This window comes from Kocuria sp. SM24M-10 (genome assembly GCF_001027955.1).
In the GTDB taxonomy this organism is placed as follows: Bacteria; Actinomycetota; Actinomycetes; order Actinomycetales; family Micrococcaceae; genus Kocuria; species Kocuria oceani.
Map to the genome: position 1 here is coordinate 14,050 of NZ_LDNX01000148.1, position 20,697 is coordinate 34,746.

General features: G+C 68.5%; 16 protein-coding genes and 1 riboswitch. Of the genes, 5 read left to right on the top strand and 11 right to left on the bottom strand.

Going from position 1 to position 20,697, the window contains the following annotated elements:
* Nucleotides 1-12: 12 nt before the first annotated feature.
* Both cydB and cydD read left to right on the top strand, forming a co-directional pair.
* Nucleotides 13-1,107 carry a cytochrome d ubiquinol oxidase subunit II gene (cydB, locus tag ABL57_RS17990; RefSeq protein ID WP_047804856.1) on the top strand — a complete coding sequence of 365 codons (1,095 nt, stop codon included), beginning with the start codon at nt 13-15 and terminating at the stop codon, nt 1,105-1,107.
* Nucleotides 1,104-4,532 (top strand): thiol reductant ABC exporter subunit CydD, encoded by a 3,429-nt coding sequence (gene cydD, locus ABL57_RS17995; protein WP_047804857.1) that lies wholly within the window; start codon nt 1,104-1,106, stop codon nt 4,530-4,532. The genes cydB and cydD overlap by 4 nt, the downstream gene beginning before the upstream one ends.
* Before the next feature lie 185 nt (nt 4,533-4,717).
* On the opposite strand, the gene ABL57_RS18000 is transcribed toward cydD, so the two are convergent.
* The 8 genes from ABL57_RS18000 to ABL57_RS18030 all read right to left on the bottom strand — a co-directional run bounded on the left by ABL57_RS18000 (nt 4,718) and on the right by ABL57_RS18030 (nt 12,323).
* Nucleotides 4,718-5,632, bottom strand: a complete 915-nt coding sequence (locus ABL57_RS18000; RefSeq protein ID WP_160310813.1) for an aquaporin — start codon at nt 5,630-5,632, stop codon at nt 4,718-4,720.
* Between the two features lie 401 nt (nt 5,633-6,033).
* Nucleotides 6,034-6,195, bottom strand: a complete 162-nt coding sequence (locus ABL57_RS22480; protein ID WP_158041128.1) for a hypothetical protein — start codon at nt 6,193-6,195, stop codon at nt 6,034-6,036.
* A gap of 61 nt (nt 6,196-6,256) precedes the next feature.
* Complete coding sequence (locus ABL57_RS18005) at nt 6,257-7,177, bottom strand: cation diffusion facilitator family transporter (RefSeq protein WP_047804858.1); 921 nt, start codon at nt 7,175-7,177, stop codon at nt 6,257-6,259.
* Complete coding sequence (locus ABL57_RS18010) at nt 7,177-7,554, bottom strand: helix-turn-helix transcriptional regulator (RefSeq protein WP_047804859.1); 378 nt, start codon at nt 7,552-7,554, stop codon at nt 7,177-7,179. Before ABL57_RS18010 ends, ABL57_RS18005 begins: the two co-directional genes overlap by 1 nt.
* A 677-nt stretch (nt 7,555-8,231) precedes the next feature.
* Nucleotides 8,232-9,401 (bottom strand): heparan-alpha-glucosaminide N-acetyltransferase domain-containing protein, encoded by a 1,170-nt coding sequence (locus ABL57_RS18015; RefSeq protein ID WP_238986112.1) that lies wholly within the window; start codon nt 9,399-9,401, stop codon nt 8,232-8,234.
* Between the two features lie 466 nt (nt 9,402-9,867).
* Nucleotides 9,868-10,833, bottom strand: coding sequence for a cytochrome c oxidase assembly protein (locus ABL57_RS18020; RefSeq protein ID WP_047804905.1), 966 nt, complete (start codon nt 10,831-10,833; stop codon nt 9,868-9,870).
* Nucleotides 10,834-11,118: 285 nt separating this feature from the next.
* Nucleotides 11,119-11,799, bottom strand: coding sequence for a DUF305 domain-containing protein (locus ABL57_RS18025; RefSeq protein WP_238986113.1), 681 nt, complete (start codon nt 11,797-11,799; stop codon nt 11,119-11,121).
* Complete coding sequence (locus tag ABL57_RS18030) at nt 11,796-12,323, bottom strand: DUF3105 domain-containing protein (protein ID WP_238986114.1); 528 nt, start codon at nt 12,321-12,323, stop codon at nt 11,796-11,798. The genes ABL57_RS18025 and ABL57_RS18030 overlap by 4 nt, the downstream gene beginning before the upstream one ends.
* Nucleotides 12,324-12,380: 57 nt before the next feature.
* Between ABL57_RS18030 and ABL57_RS18035 the strand changes: the two genes are divergently transcribed.
* Entirely contained in the window at nt 12,381-13,118 is a 738-nt protein-coding gene (locus ABL57_RS18035) for a thymidylate kinase (protein ID WP_238986115.1), read from the top strand.
* Nucleotides 13,119-13,704: 586 nt separating this feature from the next.
* Nucleotides 13,705-14,934, top strand: coding sequence for a heparan-alpha-glucosaminide N-acetyltransferase domain-containing protein (locus ABL57_RS18040; protein ID WP_238986116.1), 1,230 nt, complete (start codon nt 13,705-13,707; stop codon nt 14,932-14,934).
* A gap of 113 nt (nt 14,935-15,047) precedes the next feature.
* Here ABL57_RS18040 and ABL57_RS18045 read toward each other — a convergent pair whose 3' ends face one another.
* From ABL57_RS18045 to ctaD, 3 genes are all read right to left on the bottom strand, one after another.
* Nucleotides 15,048-16,187, bottom strand: a complete 1,140-nt coding sequence (locus tag ABL57_RS18045; RefSeq protein WP_047804864.1) for a cell wall metabolism sensor histidine kinase WalK — start codon at nt 16,185-16,187, stop codon at nt 15,048-15,050.
* Nucleotides 16,184-16,903 carry a response regulator transcription factor gene (locus ABL57_RS18050; protein ID WP_047804865.1) on the bottom strand — a complete coding sequence of 240 codons (720 nt, stop codon included), beginning with the start codon at nt 16,901-16,903 and terminating at the stop codon, nt 16,184-16,186. The genes ABL57_RS18045 and ABL57_RS18050 overlap by 4 nt, the downstream gene beginning before the upstream one ends.
* 487 nt (nt 16,904-17,390) lie before the next feature.
* Nucleotides 17,391-19,103, bottom strand: a complete 1,713-nt coding sequence (ctaD, locus tag ABL57_RS18055) for a cytochrome c oxidase subunit I (RefSeq protein ID WP_047804866.1) — start codon at nt 19,101-19,103, stop codon at nt 17,391-17,393.
* A gap of 391 nt (nt 19,104-19,494) precedes the next feature.
* Nucleotides 19,495-19,687: riboswitch (cyclic di-AMP (ydaO/yuaA leader) on the top strand.
* Between the two features lie 5 nt (nt 19,688-19,692).
* Between ctaD and ABL57_RS18060 the strand changes: the two genes are divergently transcribed.
* The gene (locus tag ABL57_RS18060; RefSeq protein ID WP_047804867.1) at nt 19,693-20,343 is read left to right on the top strand and encodes a C40 family peptidase; all 651 of its coding nucleotides are present in this window, start codon (nt 19,693-19,695) and stop codon (nt 20,341-20,343) included.
* The last annotated feature ends 354 nt before the right edge of the window (nt 20,344-20,697 follow it).

Below are 20,697 nucleotides of genomic sequence, written 5' to 3' on the forward strand. Positions count from 1 at the left end.
ACGGCCCCTGACATGGAACTGCTTCCCACTTTCTGGTTCATCGCCATCGCGGTGCTGTGGATCGGGTTCATCATCCTGGACGGCTTCGATCTGGGCGTGGGCATGCTTATGCTCACCAGCACCCGGGACGAGCGCCAGCGCCGGCAGATGCTCAATACCATCGGCCCGGTCTGGGACGGCAACGAGGTGTGGCTGATCACCGCAGCCGCCGGGCTCTTCGCCGCCTTCCCCGACTGGTACGCCTCCTTGTTCTCCGCCCTGTACGTCCCCTTCGTGTTCGTCCTGGCCGGGCTGATCTTCCGGGCGGTGTCCATCGAGTACCGCGGCAAGGTCCACAGCGACCGGTGGCGGCGGTGGGTCGACCGGGCACTGGGGACGGGGTCGTTCCTGGTCGCCTTCGGGCTGGGTGCTGCCTTGGCTTTGACCACCACGGGCCTGCCGCTGGACGCCAACGGCGACCGTGTCGGCGGGGCCTTCGCCTGGTTCACGCCCTACGCGCTGCTCGGCGGACTCGCCCTGGTCGGGTTCTGCCTCGTGCACGCCTCGGCCTTCCTGGGGCTGAAGACCGAGGGACCGGTCCGGGTGCGTGCCCGCCGGTTCCTCCTGCGTTTCGGCCCGGCCGCGCTGGTGCCGCTCACCGTGTGGGTGCTGGTCGTTCAAGTGCTCCACGGCAAGGCCTGGACCTGGCCGCTGGTCGGTGCCGCGGTCCTCGCGGCGCTCTTCGGGTGGACCAGCGCCCGCCTGGGCCGGGAAGGCCGCGCCTTCGCCGGCTCCGCCGCACTGCTGTTCTGCGGCCTCACCTCGATCTTCGTCAACGTCTACCCCGTGGTCCTGCCTTCCACGATCGACCCCGCCCACCACCTGACGGTGGCCAACGCCTCCAGCAGCGACTACACCCTGGGGGTCATGACCGTCGTGGCCGCCATCGGCTTGCCCTCGGTGATGCTCGCTCAGGGCTGGAGCTACTGGGTGTTCCGTCGGCGCCTGACCACCGGCCATCTGCCCGCCCCCCACCCCGTCCTTCCCGCCGTTGCCCCGAAACTCGCCGCGGGTACCCGACGTGAGGGTGTGCCGGGGACGGGCGCGGACGGGAACAGGCAGGCATGAAACGTCCCCCGCTGGGCCCCGGCGGTGCTGCCACAGTTTTCACCCTCGGCCTCCTCGGAGCGCTCAAAGCCCTGGCTCTGATCGGCGTGGCCGAAGCCCTGGCCCGCGGCATCGTCGGGGTCATCGCTCATGACACGGCGGCCTGGCACCGGGCTCTGCTGGTCGGGGTCGGTGCTGGGCTGCTGCGTGCCGGAACCATCTGGGCCACCCAGGTCGTCGCCGTCCGCGCCGCCGGGCGGGCGAAGCGGGGGCTGCGCCGAGAACTCGCCACCCGCCTCCTGGCCGGGGGCGGCCACGACGTCGGCGCCACGACCACCGTGGGCACCCTCGGCCTCGACGCCCTCGACGACTACTACGCGCGCGTGCTGCCCTCGGTCACCGCCGCCGCCACCGTGCCCCTACTGGTGGGGGCGAGAATTCTGGCGGCCGACTGGGTCAGCGCCCTCATCATCGTGCTCACCGTGCCCCTGATCCCGGTGTTCATGGCACTGATCGGGCTGCACTCCCAGGACAAGGCCCAGGAGTCCTCCGCCGCCCTTCAACGACTCTCCCATCACCTGGTCGAACTCGCCCGTGGACTGCCCGTCCTGGTGGGTCTGGGGCGGATCGAGGAGCAGGCTGCGGCGCTGCGCGATGTTTCCGAGCAGCACCGGCACACAACCATGGTGACCCTGCGCACCGCGTTCCTCTCCGCGCTCGTGCTCGAGCTGATCGCCACGCTCTCCGTCGCCGTCGTGGCGGTGTTCGTCGGCGTGCGCCTCGTCTACGGTGACCTCGACCTCCTGGTGGGACTCGTGGCCCTCATCCTCGCCCCGGAATGCTTCGCTCCCTTCCGCGACCTCGGCGCCGCCTTCCACGCCTCCCAGGACGGCATCGCGGCCCTGCACCGCTCCCGTGAGCTCGTCACCGAGCCCCCGGCCCCCGACATCCGCAGGCCGACGCCACCGGACTCGAGCCCCGCAACGATCAACTCCCAGCCGGACACGCCAGCGGACCAGGCACCCATGGTGCGGATCAGTGGGGTGGTCGTGCGCTACCCAGGACGGCTCTTCCCAGCAGTATCCGGTCTTGGCGCCGAGATCCCTTACGGAACGATCGCCAGCGTCGAAGGCCCCAGCGGCAGCGGCAAATCCACCCTGCTCGGGGTCCTCGCCGGAACCATCGAAGCCCAAGACGGAACCATCCACGGGATCGACCCGGCTGCAGTGGCCTGGGTGCCTCAGCACATTCACACCGTCGGTGAGACCGTCCTCGACGAGATCCAGCTCTACGCCCACGACACCGCTTCCGCCCACCACACCCTCGCCCGAGTCGGACTGACCGAGCTGGCCGAGGCGGACCCGAACCAACTCAGCCCCGGGGAACTGCGCCGCCTGGGCCTGGCTCGGGGCCTGGCCCGCATCACCGCCGGGGCCCGGCTGCTGCTCCTCGACGAGCCCACCGCCCACCTCGATCCCACCAACGCGCACCGGGTCGAAACCCTCATCGACGCCCTGCGCGGCACCACCACCGTGATCCTGGCCTCCCACGAAACCGAGATCACCGCCCTCGCCGACCAGAAAGTGCTCCTGGGGCAGCCCGCCAGCCCCCGCGGGGAGGGGGCGCATCGCCGACCAGGAACCACCGCCCCGGAGGAGCAGTCGGTGCCTGATCGCCAAGCTGAGGCGTCCCACCCTTCACTCGCCGAGACCTCCGGTGGTGCGTTGGGCGAGCTCGCGGCGTTCCTCGCCTCCACTCGCTGGCGCATGCTGGGGGCCGCGGCCCTGGGTACGGCCTCGGCCCTGTTCGCCGCCGCCCTCACCACGCTGTCGGGCTGGCTGATCGTGCGCGCCAGCGAGCAACCGGGAATCATGTACCTGATGGTCGCCATCGTCGGCGTCCGCTTCTTCGGCATCGGCCGTGCCCTGCTGCGCTACGCCGAGCGACTGGCCACCCACGACGCCGTCCTGTCCGCCACCACCGAGCTCAGGTCCCGGATCTGGGCCGGGCTTGCTACCCGTGGTCTGGCCTCCCGGGCCCTGGCCACCGGCGGGGCCGCACTGGAGCACCTGGTCGAGGCCGCAGACCGGGTCCGTGACCTGGCCCCGCGGGTCCTGCTGCCACCGATGGCCGGGGCCGGCACCGCCCTGGGGGCTGTCGTCGCCGTCTTGGCCCTGTGCCCCATCGCGGTGCCCACGCTCCTGGTCGCCGTCCTCGGCGGGCTGCTCGCCGGGCCCGTCGCGGCGCTGCTGGCCGACCGCTCCGCGGCCCGCCATCTCACCGTGGTGCGCTCCAGGGTGATCCGCCGCTTCGCCGCGATGGTCTCCGCCTCCGGTGAGCTGCGCGCCAACGGTCGAGCCAAGGACATGCTCGCCCGGCTGGATGACCTCGAGCAGCGCGCGGACACCGCGGCCCGCTCCAGTGCCTGGGCGCGGGGCCTGGGCGAGGCCGTCGTGGTGCTGGCCTGTTCCCTCTCCTCCGTGCTGATGCTGGCAACCACCGCCGAAGCCCTGGCGGCAGGCACGATTTCCGCACCGGTCGTCGCCGCGCTCGTGCTGCTGCCCCTGGGTCTGATCGATCCGCTGCTGGGCGCGGTCGATGCGGTACAGCAGTGGCCTGCGCTGGCCCAGTCGCTGCGCAAGGTCCATGCCGTCACTCCCACAACCACCCGCCATGAGCGGCCTCAGCCCCCCACCGGGGCGGTTCCGACTCAAGTCCAAGAACTGACGCTGGCCGACCTGGCCGTCACCTGGCCGCAGGCGCCGGCCCCGGCATTCCGCCACCTCCAGGCCACCGTGCGCCGCGGCCAGTGGCTCGTCGTTGAAGGTCCCTCCGGCTCAGGCAAGTCCACCCTGCTGGCGACCCTCCTCGGCCACTTGCCCGCCGCGGAGGGCTCATGGCAGGTCAACGGCTCCGACAGCACCACCTTCAACGCCCGGCAGCTGCGGCGACGCTTCGCCTGGTGCCCCCAGGAGGCGCACCTGTTCGACTCCACCATCCGCGGCAACCTCCTGCTCGCCCGGGGGAAAGACGATCGGCCCACCGATGAGGACCTGCGCGAGGTCCTCACCCGCGTGGGCCTGGACTCCTTCATGGACGGATTGCCCCAGGGCCTGGACACACCAGTCGGGCCCAGCGGAGGGAGTCTCTCGGGAGGCCAACGACAACGCATCGCCGTCGCCAGGGCGCTGCTCACCCGTGCCGACGTCCTGCTTCTCGACGAACCCACCGCTCACCTCGAGGCACCCGCTGCCCACGCGCTGATCTCCGACCTGCGCTCAGCACTGTCTGACCGCGTCGTCGTGCTCGTGACCCACCACGCCGAACAACGTACTGGAGCAGACGTCCACCTCCGCCTACCAGGGGTGCACCCGCACTCCGCACCGCAGCCCAGTGACCATGCGCAGGCCAGAAACGGCGACCGGTCACTGACGCGTGTTCCCTGACCGGTCCCGCCAACGCGACCGATCTCAGGCGCTCCAGATGGGATACACCCCTTCCGGGGACTCTCCTCAACCCGTCCTCAGCCCCCGACGCCCGCCCGGCCTGCGCTGGCGCGGGTGGATCCACAAGGCTCCGAGGGGACGTCATGGTGAATAGGACTGTCACATCACGAGACTGCTGGACTTTCTCACGCTGTCGGGGCGCTGGAAGTGTCGGTACCGGTGCTCGCTGTGGCGTCTTCGGCGGGCGGCACGGTGGCGGGGCGGGGTGCGCGGCCCAGATCCACCACACGGTAGATCAGACCCGCCACCAGGCCCCCCAGCAACGGGGCAACCCAGAACAGCCACAGCTGGGACAGGCTCTCAGCACCACCGATGACCGCGGTGCCGGTGGAGCGGGCCGGATTCAGCGATCCGCCGTCGAAAGGCGCCAGGATGGTGAGCAGGAAGGCGAAGGTCGCCCCGATCGCCACCGGGGCCAGTACCGCGTTGGCCCGCGGGGCGGTCGAGCCCAGGACCACGAGGACGAACAGGGTCGTCGCCACGAACTCGATCAGAAGCACGGTGGGCCAGCCGGCTTGGGAGGTGGAGTTCTCCCCGTAGCCGTTGGCCACCGCACCCAGGGCTTGGGCGGTGGTGGAGGCATCGATCAGTGTCATCAGCACCGCCCACAGCAGGCCCACCGCGACCAGTGCTCCGAGCACCTGGGCCACCACGTAGCCGAGGGCGACCTTGGTCGGAGTGCGCCCGGCCACGACCGCCGCCAGGGTCACTGCTGGATTGAAGTGTCCCCCGGAGACGTGTCCGAAAGCCACCAGTACCGCCAGCAGCGCCAGCCCGAAGCCCAGTGCGGAATCGATCACCGCGGTGGCGAAAATGCCCGTGCCCAGCCCGGCGAAGACCAGCACGGTAGTACCGGCGAACTCCGCCGCCCACCGGGCACCGGCCGACGGGGCCGGGGTCACCCCGCCGGTGACGGAATCTTTGCGCACCGCATCCGGGACCGGGGCCACCAGATTCTGGAAGTCGGGGGCGGCCGTGTCCGTAGCACGGGCAGGCGCGGTGGATCCCATAACAGCGGGTCCCGAGGCGTTGTCGGTCATAGGGGGTTCTCCTGCAGGTCGCTCGACACGGCAGTGCCAAGATGGTGGGTCAGCAAGTCCGGGCGTGGGTGCCGGTGCCATAGGACCACGGTTTGCTGAATGGTTCTTGAACACGGGCCCAAACGTGTTGATCCCACAGCCGGTCCTTGCTGGTTGGTCGCTTCACTGTCGGCGAAGGGGTGGTTCCGCCTGTTGAAGGACTCCTTGGTGGGGCTCCCTGGTGGGTCCGGCTCCAGCGAGGGCCAGCCCATCGGGTCGGAAATGGCCGGGACGACGGGCAGGGAGGTGATGACTCTGCCACCCCACCGGTCCTGGACGGGGGGAGGAGTAGGGACTGGGACGGCGGTCGGCCTGATCGGGTGAACGAGTCAAGAGCACCCGGTCGGGCTGATCACCGCAGGTCAGTGCAGACTCAGGGCTGTGGTGGTGATCTCGGAGATGCCGATCTGGTCGATCAGTGCCGGAAGGTCCTCGGCCTCGGGTCTGAAGCCCAGCAGCGGCACGGTGGAGCCGGTGTGGTCCTGGGACTTTTCGGTCGGGGAGGTGGCGTAGTGGAGATTCATGCGCCCACCGTCGGTGGTGGCTAAGGTCGCCGTCGCGCCGGCGGACCGTCTCAGGCTGCCTTCACCAGGTCAGGTCGTGGCAGCCGGGCCGGTCGGCGGGTTCTACCTGCAAGGTGGCGTGCTCGATCGCGTACCGTTCGCGCAGCACGTCCTGGGCGCCGACGAGTACCTCCTGGTGGTCCGCGCCGGGGGCCGCGACGAGGTGGGCGGTGGCCACGTTCATCCCCGAGGTCAGCGTCCACAGGTGCAGGTCGTGGACCTGGGCCACCCCGCCGACGTCGCCGAGGGTGGCCGCAACGGTTTGGGGATCGATGCCGGCCGGGGCGTGCTGGCCGAGCACGGCGAGCACCTGCCGTCCGAGGGTCAGCGCCCGGACGATGACGAAGACCGCGATGAGGGCGGCCACGACAATGTCCCAGATCGGATTTCCCGTGAGGATGATCAGGGCGCCGGCGATCATGACGCCCACCGAGCCGGCGGCGTCGGCCACCACCTCGAAGTAGGCGCCCTTGACGTTCAGGCTGTCCTTGGACCCGCTGCGCAGCAGGAGCATGGAGACGATGTTGATGACCAGCCCGATGAAGCCGACGACGAGCATCGTCCCGGAAGTCACCTCGGGGGCCTCGCCGAACCGGCCCATCGCTGAGACGATGACGTAGGCGCCGACACCGAGCATGATCAGCACGACCAGGCCGGAGGCGAAGATCTCGGCCCGGTAGGAGCCATACGTGCGCCGGCCCGTGGTGTCCGGTCTGGTGGCGATGTGGGTGGCCAGCAGTGTGCTGGCCAGGGCCACCACGTCGGCGGCCATGTGGCCGGCATCGGAGATGAGCGCCAGGGAATTGGAGACCAACCCGGCGACGAGCTCGACGACGAAGAAGGTCGCCGTCAGCGCGAACGCCGCAGCCAGCCGCCGGCGATAGCGCCCACCCGCGTGCCCTGCGGTGGGCATGGCCGGCCCGTGGCTGTGCCCGGCGCCCATCAGGAGCTCCCCTCGTGCCGGGTGTGCTCGCGGCTGAGATCGAGCAGCATCCGCACATGAGCATCGGCGAGACGGTAATACACCATCCGCCCGTCCCGTCGGTTCTCGACGACCCCGGCAGTGCGCAACAGGCGCAGGGCCTGGGATACCGCCGTCTCCGGGACCTCCACCGCGGCGGAGAGGTCGCACACGCACAACTCACCGGCCTCGAGCAACGCGTAGAGGATCCGCACCCGACGCGGGTCGCCGAACAACCTGAACATCGCGGCGAGCTGCACCGCCTCGGCGTGCTCGGGAATGTTCTGCCGGGTCAGCGCCACCTTGTCGGGGTGGGCCGCGACGACCACGCAAGTCTCCAGCGGGGTGACCTGAACCATGAGACCTCCTCACATCTGACTAGATCTGCATATGTTATCCCATGGGGCATCTTCCGGTACCCAGGGCCAGCGCCACCTTCACCCAGGGGCGCAACCGATGCCGGAGCGGTCATGCCGCCAGCCCCTCGATGGCCGGTCAGGGTCTCCGGCAGTCTCCAGGGCCTGAGCCCTTTGAGCATCTGCATCGGGCGTCGCGGACTGGTTCACGTCGTGTGGATGGTGCGCCTTGTCCGTCCCGGGCTCATCCTGGCCGGACATGCGCGGCGCATCTGCGGGCTGCCCCCTTCACCGCCTCGTCCAAGCCGACCCTGACCCCGCGCACGTGCCCATCCTCGTCGCATGAGCGCAGCCTTGCGGTGGAAGGGCCTATGCAGGTGCCCTGCTGGTCAAGGGCGGCGTCCTCGTGTGCTGTCTCGGGTACCCGAAATGTTTGCTGGCCTGCCGATTGGCTCCGACGGCTGGTTGCCAGGCGGCGGAACGGGCGCATCCTGACCACGACGGGCCCGGAGGGCCGGGGCGTCACGTCGTCGTGGCTACCGGAACGGTGGCCCAGCAGGGGCCGACCGACTGTCGAAGGCGCTGTGCATTGCTATGTGTCCGGCGGAGATGTTGTTGGTGTCCGCTACCGATGTCGCCGGCGTGATGGGGACCAGCTGCTGTTGCAGCTGGGTCCGGGCTCAGTCTTCGCGACGACCGGGGGTGAGGACGAGCCCGCGCCCGGCGCCGGCGGTCCGGGCCAGGGCCCGCTCCAGCGGGCCTTGCCCGTAGGCGCGTTGCCAGGCCACGGCGAACACCGCCGCCCCGCCTGCGTGGATGAGGAACCACAGCATGGGCACCTCGTAGTGCACCATCGCGGCCAGGGCCAGCAGGTGGGCCGTGTAGAGGGTCAGGGTCATGGAACCGGCAGCACTGAGCGGCAGCAGCCAGGCGCCGGATTTCCGCCCGATGAGCAGGAACGCCCCCAGCACGGCTGTGCCGGAGCCGAGGCCGTAGAGGATGGCGATCGGGGTGTTGGTGTGCGGGCCGGGGATCAGCATCCACCACCACGTGGTGTCGGGCAGGACGGGGTCGGGGCCCCAGATGAGGATCTCGTCGATCTGCTCGTGGCTCAGCGACGGGGTGGAGCTCATCAGTTGGTCGTAGCCGCCGGCCTGGAGGATCAGCACCCAGTAGACCAGCCACGCGGCCAGAGCCAGGATCAGACCGGCTACGAGCAACCGGCCCTGGACGTGCAGGGACCGCAGGTTGAGCCGGCCGATGGCTATGCCGGCGAGCAGGTAGGTCAGGTACGGGAACGCGGGGTAGGTGCCGGTCAACAGCACCTGGGACAGCACGGTGCCGGGGTCGGTGAGCACCCCGGTGATGGTGGGGTTGTAGGTCTCCATCTCCGGTAGCGCGTCGCGCAGGGACTGCATCAGCACGGGGGCGAGCACGGCGTTGACCCCGGCGAGGACGAACAGGGTTCGTGCGGGCAGGTGCAGGAAGGGGATGGCCAGCAGGAAGAACACCCCGTAGTAGATCAAGATGTTGTAGGCCGGCGGGTCCTCCGGCATCACCTGGTTGACGAGCAGACCCAGCACGGTGATCAGCACGGCCCGGACGAGCACCCCCACCCGGTCAGCCGTCATCGTCCGGCCCCGGTGGGGTGTGCCTGCGCCGGTGGAGAAGGCCAGGCCGACCCCGGCCAGCAGGGCGAACAGGGCCGCGGCCCGGCCGGCGAAGAGCTGCCACTGCAGGGTGACCTCGTAGGTCTCGGGGTCCCAGGCGGGCAGAATGTGGATGGAGAACATCCCCAGCAGGGCCAGACCCCGGGCGGCGTCGACCCCCACCAGCCGTGGCTTCTTCACCAGCGGGAGCTCTGAGCCCCCTGTTGGTCCCCGCGTCCCCGAGTTCGGATGGTGGACGTTGACCATGCTGGTGCGTTCCTTCTCTCGGCTGTACCGGCGGGCCCCCGCCCACCGGTCCGGACCTCCGGGCCCTGTCTATCTCCATCCGACCAGGACGGACTTTCCCAGGCTTATCCTTTTCCTGTGTCCTGGCTGTGGAAGCAGCTCCAGTCGCCAGTGCCTGCCGCGAGGCTTGCGGACGGTTTTCTCCGGCCCCGCCACCATCAGCACCACGGACGTGCACCAGGTTCAGAACCGGTGGAGATGGTCAACGATCGGGTTTTCTACGCCCGGGGAGGAGTTGTCCTTGGCCAGACGATGTCCTGCAGACCACCGGGGACCACGCACCGGGTGACGGCAGGGACCGGCCGCGTCGGCGTCTTTGCCCGCCCCGACCGGCTCCGGTCGGCGGCTGATGCCTGTGGGGCTAGCGGTTCTCGGTGCGCTGCTGCAGCTGATCCAGGTAGGCGTTGTAGGCATCCAGATCCGGGGTGCCCCTGACGGCGGTTTCGGCCTCGTCGCGGGCGGCTTTGCGCGCATCGTCGCGGTGCCACTGGCTCATGATGAACAGCAGGATCAGCACGGACGGTAATTCGCCGTAGGACCAGGCCAACGAGCCGGCCAGGACCTGATCGGCCATCGGGTCGAGATCCCAGCTGTCCGGCGGGGTGGCGAAGAAATCCACGACGGGCAGCGGAGCCATCATGACGATGACGCCGAAGAAGGCGTGCAGCGGCATCTCGGGGACAATGTCGGCCAAGCGACTGCCGTAGGTCTGCTTGGTCGGTAGTGGATCGGCCGACAGCAACGGAACGGTGAACAGGATCCCGGAGGCCAAGAACAGCAGTTCCAACCCGGTATGGCCGTACCAGGTGGGCAACAGCCGGTCGTCCAGCCCGCTGAGATACACCCCGTAGAAACTGACCAGGAACAACGGAACCAAAAAGGCGGGATGGACGGCGAACCTGCCCCACCGGGAACGCAGACCCCCCAGGGCCAGACGCAGCACCACGGCGCCGGGTCCGCGGTGGGGTGTGGCCCGCAGCAGCAGGGTGCCCGGGCTGCCCAGGACCAGCAGTGCTGGGACGATCATCATCAGGGTCAGCTGCTGGAACATGAACACGGAGAACATGCGCAACCCGTAGCCTTCGATTCCCGCGCCCATGATGAGCGCGGTGGCCGCGCACCCGGTGAGAAAACACAGGGTCCGCCATACCGGCCACCGCCGGCGTGCTGTCCACAGCCGGGCTGCTCCGGCCAGATACAGCACAGCCAGCACCAGCGCGATGGCCGGGATGAGCGGAACCGGTTGCATCGTGGGAGCCAGGAAGTTCTCCAGGCTCGGGGGCTCGATCGGAACCCAGACCGGGCCCTCCACGCTGCGGTCAACCATGGTCACGGAAAGCATCGACTGCCATGGCCGCATTTTCGCACGCCACAGAACGGTCCCGGGGTCCTGATCGGGCCCTGAGCCCAGGACCGGTCCGAGAGGGGCGGGCGTGCCCCACCGGCCCCGTCCCTGACTTCCATGGGATCTTGGAGGTGGTGGCCGAAGAACCCCGGTGGATTCCGATCACGGCGCGCAGCGGGGCCGAGCCTGGAGACCGGTTCACGTCTGAGCCCGTCAGCTTTTGCACGGGCCCGGCCACGTGTGCTGATCCTGGTGTGCGGATGGGGATCATGATGGGGTGCGGCGCTCGGCCAGCAGGTCCTCCATGTAGTCGATCTCGGAGGTCTGGCTGGTGGCGATCGACTGCGCCAGGGACGTCACCACGGGATTCTCGGTGCGCTCCAGGATGGCCTGGGCCATGGTCGCACCTGCCTGGTGGTGAGGGATCATCAACTCGAGGTAGAGCCGTTCAGCTTCCCGGCCTTCGGCGTCCTCCAGCTGGTCCAGCTGTTCGGCGGTGGCCATACCCGGCATTCGCGCATCCAGGCCCGGGGTCGTGGAGTCCATGCCGGGCATGGACGTGTGGTCCTGCGCGCCGTCGTCCATCCAGGCCATGGTCGGCTGGGGCGAGGCCTGGGGCAGCCCCCACACGGAGAGCCACCCGTACATCTGCCCGGCCTGTTGCTGCTGGGTGCGGGAGATGTCGTAGGCCAATCGGCGGATCTCCGGATCCTCCGTGCGGTCCCGGACCAGGGAGCTCATTTCCACCGCTTGCAGGTGGTGGGTCTGCATGTCGCGGGCGAACCCGGCTTCCGGGCTGCCCTCCGCCGGGGTGGACGACGTTGGAGCGCTCAGCTGCCCCACCGCCCAGCCGGCAGCTGCCAGTAGCACGGCCGCCAGCACCAGCAGGACCCACCGTCCCCGGTGCCCTGCCACGCTCCTGGAGGCGGCGCCGGTGCTGGTGCTCACGCGACCCGGCTGGGGGCATCGATGCCACCGGTGCAGGACGCCCCGGGCTCCGGGGCCTCGGGGGACTGCCAGTACTTGGTCACGAACTGCTCCAGGCGCTCATCCTCGGGGGAGTCCACGGCCACCTGAGCCCCCCACGCCGAGACCATTATGGGGGCGCCCAGATCCTCGTAGGGGGAGAGCACCACGTAGGTGTCGGGGACAGCCTGGCGCAGGGCCTCCACCTGGTCCTCGGACAAGGCGGAGGGGTCGTAAGCGGCCCACACCGCCCCATGCTCCAGGGCGTGCACAGCGTTCTCCTCGGGCACCGGCTCCGTGTAGACCCCGCAGTTGAGCCAGGCACTGGCATGGTCCCCGCCCACCGGGGGCGCCTGCTCGTAGTCCACCGCGGCCTCCACATGGGAGTTGCCGAGGTCGCCGAAGGTCTGCAGCCCGGCGATCTCGATGTCCTCCCGCGCCTGGGGCGGGGGATCGTTGATCACCGCGACGGCCACTAGAGCTGCGACCGCTGCGACAGCGGTCACCGCACCCGCTCCCGCCAGGACCCGCCGCCTACGGGTGGCCCGGGCATCGGCCGCCCAGTGCTGATCCAGCAGCGCAGCACGTTCCTGCCGCGCCCGCTCCGGGTCCGTACCATCCGCCATGCGGTCTCCTCCAATGGACCAAAAAGGGTCTTGCTCCTCCTGAACGGGCAGGACGCTAGCGCACTGTGCTGGGTCTTTCCTGCACGGCCTTCTTCGGAAGATCGTCGACCACCCACCCCTGAACACGTTGACGAGGATGCCCGCTCGGGCGAACTGGGCATCGACGGGGCCGGGAAGACGACGACGGCCGCGGCGCTGGTGGCGGCGGAGCGGCAGGCGGGACGGGAGGTGATCGTGCTACGCAACCGGTCCGGTCGCCGTTGGCTGGCACGCACCTCGGCACGCGTCGGGGTGGAGGTGCCGGTGCGGTGGGCGGACCGGTTCGAAACCGGAGTGCGCACCGTCAACGTCCTGGTCTGCCAGGTGCGTGCCGCACGCCGGGACGGTCTGGTGGTGATCAACCGCCACCTGGTGTGCCAACTGGTGCTGCGACGGGTCCGGGATCTGCCGCCGGGCCGGGTGCTGCCGTGGTTGGCGGTCACCGTGCTGTGCGGGGTTGTTGTGGTCGTTCTCGACGTCCCGGCCGAGACCGCCCATGCACGGATTCCTGCCCGCGGGCAGGATGCCGAGTCGCTGGAGTATCTGCGCGCGGCCCGGGCGAGAACCGCCACTGGGGCACCCAAGGCGGTTCTCGCCCGGCTCGCACGACTCACCGGAGCCAGCGCTCATCATTGAGCTTAAGTAAAGGCGGTGTGTAGATACCATCAAACATGGTTAATAACGGCTGCGCGCCCTATTTTCCGGGTTGGGGAAGAGATAACTTTCAGTGTGAGAACCCCCAGTTCTCATCGGCCGGTGCCCCGGGCAGTCCCTCGGGTCAGTGGTGTGAGGGTGCCCTGGTTCGGCCTCCCCTGAGTCAGGGCACCCTTTCGGACTGGACTGGCGCGGCCTTGGTGCGTTGCGGAGGCGGCGGCCTGTCGTTTCCGCCTGAATGCTGACCCTCGGGCGCCGGGCGGATTCAACGGTGATAAGGGGTCAATATTCGCTCGGCGTTGACACAGCCGGCGTGGGATCTTTCGCGCAGAACCCGGTAAGGCGGCGTCGGTTCTCCACTGTCGTTTGTGCCGCTCGTACGTGAGCCTGCCCTTTTCGTCGGCGGCTCACGCAATCTTCATGGGAACTTGAGAGTCCTGCGACCTGAGCTTTAGGCGCAGCACCCATCGTGAGGGCAATACAACTCCGGGTGCCCTACGGCCTCGGATGCGGCCACGGGTCGCACGCTTCGCCGGCCCTGGAGGGGCCGGCTCGATCAGGGGGAGTCATGAGCGCGATGTCACGGGCGGAGAAACCCGATCCAGCGGGACTGGATGATGCACTGATCCGGCCCACGAGCCGGTTGGTGGGGATCGACGCGGCGAGGGGGTTGGCGCTGATCGGGTTGATGGCCATCCATCTGCTGCCGGCCTGGAACGAGGAGACCGGGGAGGCCAGCTGGTCCTGGCGTTTGTTCTCCGGAGATTCGGCAGCGCTGTTCGCGCTGCTGGCCGGGGTCGGGCTGGCGCTGACCTCCGGGGGGCGTCACCCGCACCAGGGTCGGAAAATGACCGCTGACCGGATCGGGCTGCTGGTACGGGCGGTGCTCATCGCCGCTGTCGGTCTGTGGATCGGCACGCTGATGTCGGAGGACCCGCCGGCCTACAACATCTTGATCTACTACGGGGTGTTCTTCCTGCTGGCGATCCCGTTCCTGCACGCCGGCCCGAAGGTGCTGTTCATCAGCGCTGCGGTCTTCGGGATCGTGTCCCCGCTGCTGATGCAGGGCCTGCTCGATCAGCTGCCCGCCTGGAGCAACTACAACCCCACGCTGACCACCGTGCTCACCGAGCCCGGGGCCACGGCCTCCCAGCTGCTGCTGACCGGGACCTACCCGGCCCTGCCCTACATGACCTACCTGCTGGTCGGACTGGGGCTCGGCCGGTTGAACCTGCGCAAGCAGGAGGTCCAGATCCGGTTGCTGGTCGTCGGTGTCGGGGTCGTGATCTTCGCTCAGGCCGCCTCCTACTTCCTGCTCTACGCCTTCGGCGGCTACCAGCGGCTGCTGGCCGCCTCCTCGATGGGCGAGCACGAGTTGGAGGAAGTGCTGGTGTGGGGACCGGACTCGCTGCCGACCTCCACGGTGTGGTGGCTGGCGATCGCCACCCCGCACACCAACACTCCGCTGGCGATCGCGGCGAGCCTGGGCGTGAGCCTGGCCGTGCTCGGGGCCCTGTTGCTGATCGCCCGGAAGGCCGAGACGTGGCTGATGCCGCTGGCGGCGATGGGGGTCATGACCTTGACCCTCTACACCGCCCACCTGGTGGGCCTGTCCTTCGAGATTCACTACGACCAGCCCTACCTGTGGTTCGTGATCAATCTGGCTGTTGCGGCACTGTTCGCGGTGGCCTGGCACCGCGCCCTGGGCCAGGGCCCACTGGAGCGGGTCGTCAGCCTCAGCGTGAAGGGCACCCGCCGGCTCGTGCTCAACAGATCCTCCGGGGCCTCGCACGGGTAGACGACACTGCACCCCCCACGCGGGCCGTGCCTGCCACCGCAGCTGAACAGCTGCGGTGGCAGGCACGGCCCGTCGTTGTTCCCAGACCTTAAGCCCGGGGCCCTCAGTGTGGCTCAGCCGTTGGGCCGGTGGCGGGGCAGGTGGATCCGGAAGCTGGCCCCGCGCCCGGGGCCGGCGCTGGTGGCTTCCAGGGTCCCGCCCTGGGCCTCGATGAGGGTCTTGCTGATCGCCAGCCCCAGCCCGGAGCCGCCGCGGTGGGCCTCCCGTCCGGTGTTCGCGCGGTAGAACCGCTCGAAGACGTGCGGGAGGCTCTCAGAACTGATGCCCTCCCCGGAGTCGGTGACCGTGTAGGTGACCGCCTCCGGGGCGTGGTCGGTGTGCAGGGTGATGGTGCCCCCCGGCGGGGTGTGGCGCAGGGCGTTCTCCAGCAGGTTGCTCAGCACCTGGCCCATCCGCTCCGGATCCAGCGGGATCGGGGTGACGTCCATGCCGGTGCTCAGCGAGGTGATCGACACTCCCTTGCCGGCGGCGTCGGGCTCGATGGCCGCGACCGCCTGGTCCGCCAGGTGCTGGGGGTCCTGGGGGGTGAGCTGCATCCGGGTCATGCCTTCTTCGGCGGCGGTGAGCTGGCGGATGTCGCGGGCCAGGCGCTCCAGGCGGGTGATCTGGGCGTTGAGGATCCCGGTGGTGTGCCCGTCGAGTTCCACCACCCCGTCCTCGATGCCTTCCAGATGTCCTTTGAGACTGGCCAGCGGGGTGCGCATCTCGTGGGCCAGATCGGCCAGCATCTGGCGCCGGGTGGTGTCCACGGCGTCGAGCCGGGCGGCCATCTCGTTGAAGGAAGAGGCCAGGGAGTCGAACTCCGGGCCCAGCTTCGCCGAGGTGACCCGAACCTCATAGTTGCCCGCGGCGACCTCACCGGCGGCGGTGCTGAAGGAGGCCAGGGACCGCCCGATGGTGCGGTAGAGGTAGAAGGTCAGCAGCCCGGCGATGTAGAGGGCCGGCAGCCCGCCGATGACCAGGGCCGTGAGACTCACCGAGCGGAAGGCGTCCTGAAGGTGCACCAGCCCGGTGGCCGCATCGGCGTGACCGGCCTGAACGAGCTCGTGGTAGAACATGTTCGGCCCGATCAGCACCGCGGTCACGACCACGATGATCAGCCCGACGGCCAGCACCGCGGTCTGGGCCAGCATCAACCGCACCGTCAACGGACTCCAGGACCAGCGTCGGCCCGTCGAGGTGGTGGTGCTCATCGGCCGGTGCCCATCCGGTAGCCGACCCCGCGGATGGTGTGGATGAATTTCGGGTCGGTGGCCGTATCGCCGAGCTTCTTGCGGATCCGCCCGATGTGCACGTCCACCAGGTGCTCGTCCCCGGTCCAGTGCGTGTCCCAGACCATCTCCACCAGCTGCCGGCGAGAGAGCACCAGCTGCGGGTTGGTAGCCAGACACAGGAGCAGGTCGAACTCGATCCTCGTCAGCGCCACCGGCTCCCCGCCCAGATGCACTTCCCGGGCGGCCTCGTCCACCACCAGGTCCCCGATCACCAGCGCCTGGTCCTGACCCGCCGGCTCCGGGGCGGGGGCGGGCCGGGTGCGCACCCGGCGCAGCATGGCCTGGACTCGGGCCACGAGCTCACGCGGGCTGAACGGTTTGGTCACGTAGTCGTCGGCGCCCACCGACAGGCCCACGATCTTGTCGATCTCGTCGTCGCGGGCGGTGAGCATCAGCACGTGGCAGTCCGAGAAGGTCCGCACCTGACGGCACACCTCGATCCCGTCGATCCCCGGCAGCCCCAGGTCCAGCACCAGCACGTCCGGGGAGAAGTCGCGCACCGCGGCCACCGCCTGGTTGCCGTCATGGCGCACCGCGACCTGAAGGCCGGCCTTACGCAGATACTCCACGACCAGTTCCGCCAGGTCGACCTCGTCGTCGACCACCAGGACACGTCCGGGAGAGGGAATGGACATGACGCCTCCGTGGGTTCGTGGGGGTTGGGACGATTTCCCTGAAATGGAGTCTCCGATCGTGGTTCAGATGACGGATCCTTCACGAGGTTCACCCTTCCTCATTGCGCATCCAATCGTCTGCAGGTCCAGGTTGGCGACCGCTGTCATGGAAGATCTCGAGGTTCCCGGCGCCCCGATCATGGCGACCCACCAGGAGACGGGCGCTTGAGCCCCTTCGCGGGGCTCCTCGTGGCAACCACACGGCTCAGGTCTCCCTGCCCAGATTGGGGCTGGTTTTCCCGCGCCGTGGCCCTGCTCCTGCACATCTGGAGGCAGCCTTCGACGGGGTCCGTGGTGGCCTACGGGTGTCGGAGCGCAATGCACTGGTAGGTGGACACAAGGGCGCGTCCAACTGTGGAAGGCAGGGACATGCCCCCGGCCAGGGCAAAGTGTTGCTGGTGGAGTGTGTCGTGCAGACCACTTGCGTGGAGCGAGCGGGGGACTGGTGTCAGCTTTCTCGGGTGGCGATGGCGGCGTCGTCGACCGGGGACTGCTGCGGGGACTCCGCCGCCAGCTCCGGGTGGTGCAGGTCCAGGGCGGGACGCTCGGAGCGGATCCGCGGCAGCGAGGTGAAGTTGTGCCGCGGCGGCGGACACGACGTCGCCCACTCCAGCGATCCGCCGAACCCCCAGGGGTCGTCCACCTCGACCTTCGTGCCGTGGCGCCAGGTCGTGTACACGTTCCAGAAGAACGGGATCATCGACACGCCCAACAACATCGCCCCGATGGTGGAGATCTGGTTCATCCAGGTGAAGTCGTCCTCCGGCAGGTAGTCCGCGTAGCGGCGCGGCATCCCCGAGACCCCCAGCCAGTGCTGGATCAGGAAGGTCATGTGGAAGCCCAGGAACAGCAGCCAGAAGTGGATCTTGCCGATCCGCTCGTTGAGCATCTTGCCGGTGAACTTCGGCCACCAGAAGTAGAACCCGGCGAACATGCCGAAGACCACGGTGCCGAAGAGCACGTAGTGGAAGTGGGCGACCACGAAATAGGAGTCGTTGAGATGGAAGTCCAGTGGCGGGGACGCGAGGATCACCCCGGTCAGACCACCGAAGAGGAACGTGAACATGAAGCCCAGCACCCACAGCATCGGGGTCTCGAAGGTGATCGAGCCCTGCCACATGGTGCCGATCCAGTTGAAGAACTTCACCCCGGTGGGAACGGCGATCATCATGGTCATGAACGCGAAGAAGCTCAAGAACACCGTACCGGTGACGTACATGTGGTGAGCCCACACCGTCACCGACAGCGCGGCGATGGCGATCGTGGCGAACACCAAGCCCTTGTAGCCGAACAGCGGCTTGCGGGAGAACACCGGGATGATCTCGGAGACGATGCCGAAGAACGGCAGGGCGAGGATGTAGACCTCGGGGTGGCCGAAGAACCAGAACAGGTTTTGCCACAGCACCGGCCCACCGTTGGCGGGGTCGAAAATATTGCCACCGAGGGTGCGGTCCATGCCCAGCGCGAACAGCGCGGCAGTGAGTGGGGGGAAAGCCATGATCACCAGCAGCGAGGTGATGAGCACGTTCCAGGTGAACAGGCCCATCCGCCACACGGTCATGCCCGGGGCGCGCATCGCGATGATCGTGGTGATGAAGTTGACCGCGCCCATGATCGTGCCGAAACCGGACAGGATGAGCCCGAACACCCACAGGTCACCCCCCACGCCCGGGGTGAAGGACGCGTTGGACAGCGGTGCGTAGGCGTACCAGCCGAAGGAGGCCGCGCCCTGCGGGGTGAGAAAGCCGGCGGTGGCGATCAGGGACCCGAACAGGAAGAACCAGAACGCCAGGGCGTTCAGCCGCGGGAAGGCGACGTCGGGGGCCCCGATCTGCAGCGGGACGATGACGTTGGCGAAGCCGACGAACAGCGGGGTGCCGAACATCAGCAGCATGATCGTGCCGTGCATGGTGAACAGCTGGTTGTACTGCTCCTTGGTCTCCAGGATCTGCATACCTGGGGCGAACAGCTCGGCACGGATCAGCAGCGCCATCACACCGGCGATGCAGAAGAAGCCGAAGGAGGAGATCAGGTACATGTACCCGATCGTCTTGTGGTCGGTGGACGTGAGCCAGTTGACGACCATCCGTCCCTTGGACCGCGGCACGACCACCGGTGCAACCGCGGGACGTTCCTCGGCGGTGTACTCGTAGATAGCCATGCGACCTCCTCAGGCCTCCCGTACTTCGAACCTCGGTCACCGTAGCGCACCCAGCGGGGACCCACCGGTGTGAATCTTCCACTGAAATTCCCAGGAATCTCCCCAAATGCTCACCCCTGAACATGAGAGACCAGGCATCATTCCCCGGCACCACAGGACAATTCAGTCCGCGCGGCCGTGGGCCCACCGCCGCGTCCCGTCCCACCTCATCTTCTTTACCGTCGTCTCTTCACGGGAAGATGCCAGATAAGTATCTGCTGAGCATCAGGACTTCATCGAATATTGATTATCTCTATACGTGATCTATACACTCCCGAATCGGATTGTGATTGTTCCGTAATAGACCTGTTATTGTGCACGGTGTGCCGGTTGCTGATCCGCTCGGCATCCCCGTGGCACATCGCCGAGTTCTGCCGGTGCCCGGGGTTCCTGAAGAGAAATCGCTTGGCAGAAGCGGGGAAACCATTTCCGGTCCCGGTGTGCCGGGGCCTTGGGGTTAAGTCGTTCAGAGCGCGTGCGTCCTGAACGGCCGGGTGTCTCCCACCCGAACCCGACAGCTCACCTCGTAGGCAAAGGGAGGAACCCACCCATGTCGCTTTTCAAGCAGAACACTGCCCGCCACCGCGCCGGGACCACCTCGCGCGCCGGGCGCACCACCGCCATCGCCGCCGCTGCTGGTGTGGCCGTGATGGGCTCCATCGCCCCGGCCCAGGCCTACGCCGAGATCCCCGCCGCCTCCGGGTCCTCCTATGCGGCTCCGGCCGCAGGGATGGCCAATCTGGCCTCTTACACCACCCAGGCCCCGGTCACCGCGCAGCCCGCCGACCAGGCCCCGGCCCCGCAGCAGGGCGCCGCCACCTCGAGCGTGAGCCCGCAGTCCACCGCCATCACCGAGATCGCCCCGGCCGCCGGCGGCATCGTGGGCACGGCCATGCAGGGCGTGGGCACCGGCTACGTCTGGGGCGGGACCTCTTTCGGGGCCTGGGACTGCTCCGGGTTCACCGGGTGGGTCTACGCCCAGAACGGCATTGACCTGCCCCGCACCAGTTTCCAGCAGATCGCCGCCGCCACCCCGACTTCCACCCCGCAGCCTGGGGACCTGGTGTCTCAGAACGGTGGCAACCACATCGGCATCTACATCGGTGGCGGCAAGATGGTCTCGGCGCTGAACCCGACCCAGGGCACCTTCGTCCACTCCGTCAACGCCATGCCCCTCGACGGGTACTACACCTACCGCTGAGCCGGACTCGCTGCTGCGGTGGCGGCCGGTCGTTGCCGGACCATCCATCGAGTGTGGAGTGCCCCGACAGGATCCTCGCCGGTGAACCTTCGGGGCACTCCGCGCCTGGATGCAGTCTTGAACAGTCGCGACGATCCTGCCGCCCTGCGCTCGGCAGGGAATCTGTGCGCGGATGTCGACCTTGCTGTACGGCCCCGGAAAGTACGCATGGCCTTGCCTCACCTCCCGCTGGATACGGGCAGCACTCTTCCCGCCCGGCAGGGGCATTGGAGCGACGGCCGCCCGGGGTGCGGTGATGGCTCGGGGGACGGGGATGTCGCAGTGGCGGACGGCACCCCCGTCCGCTCTCACCGT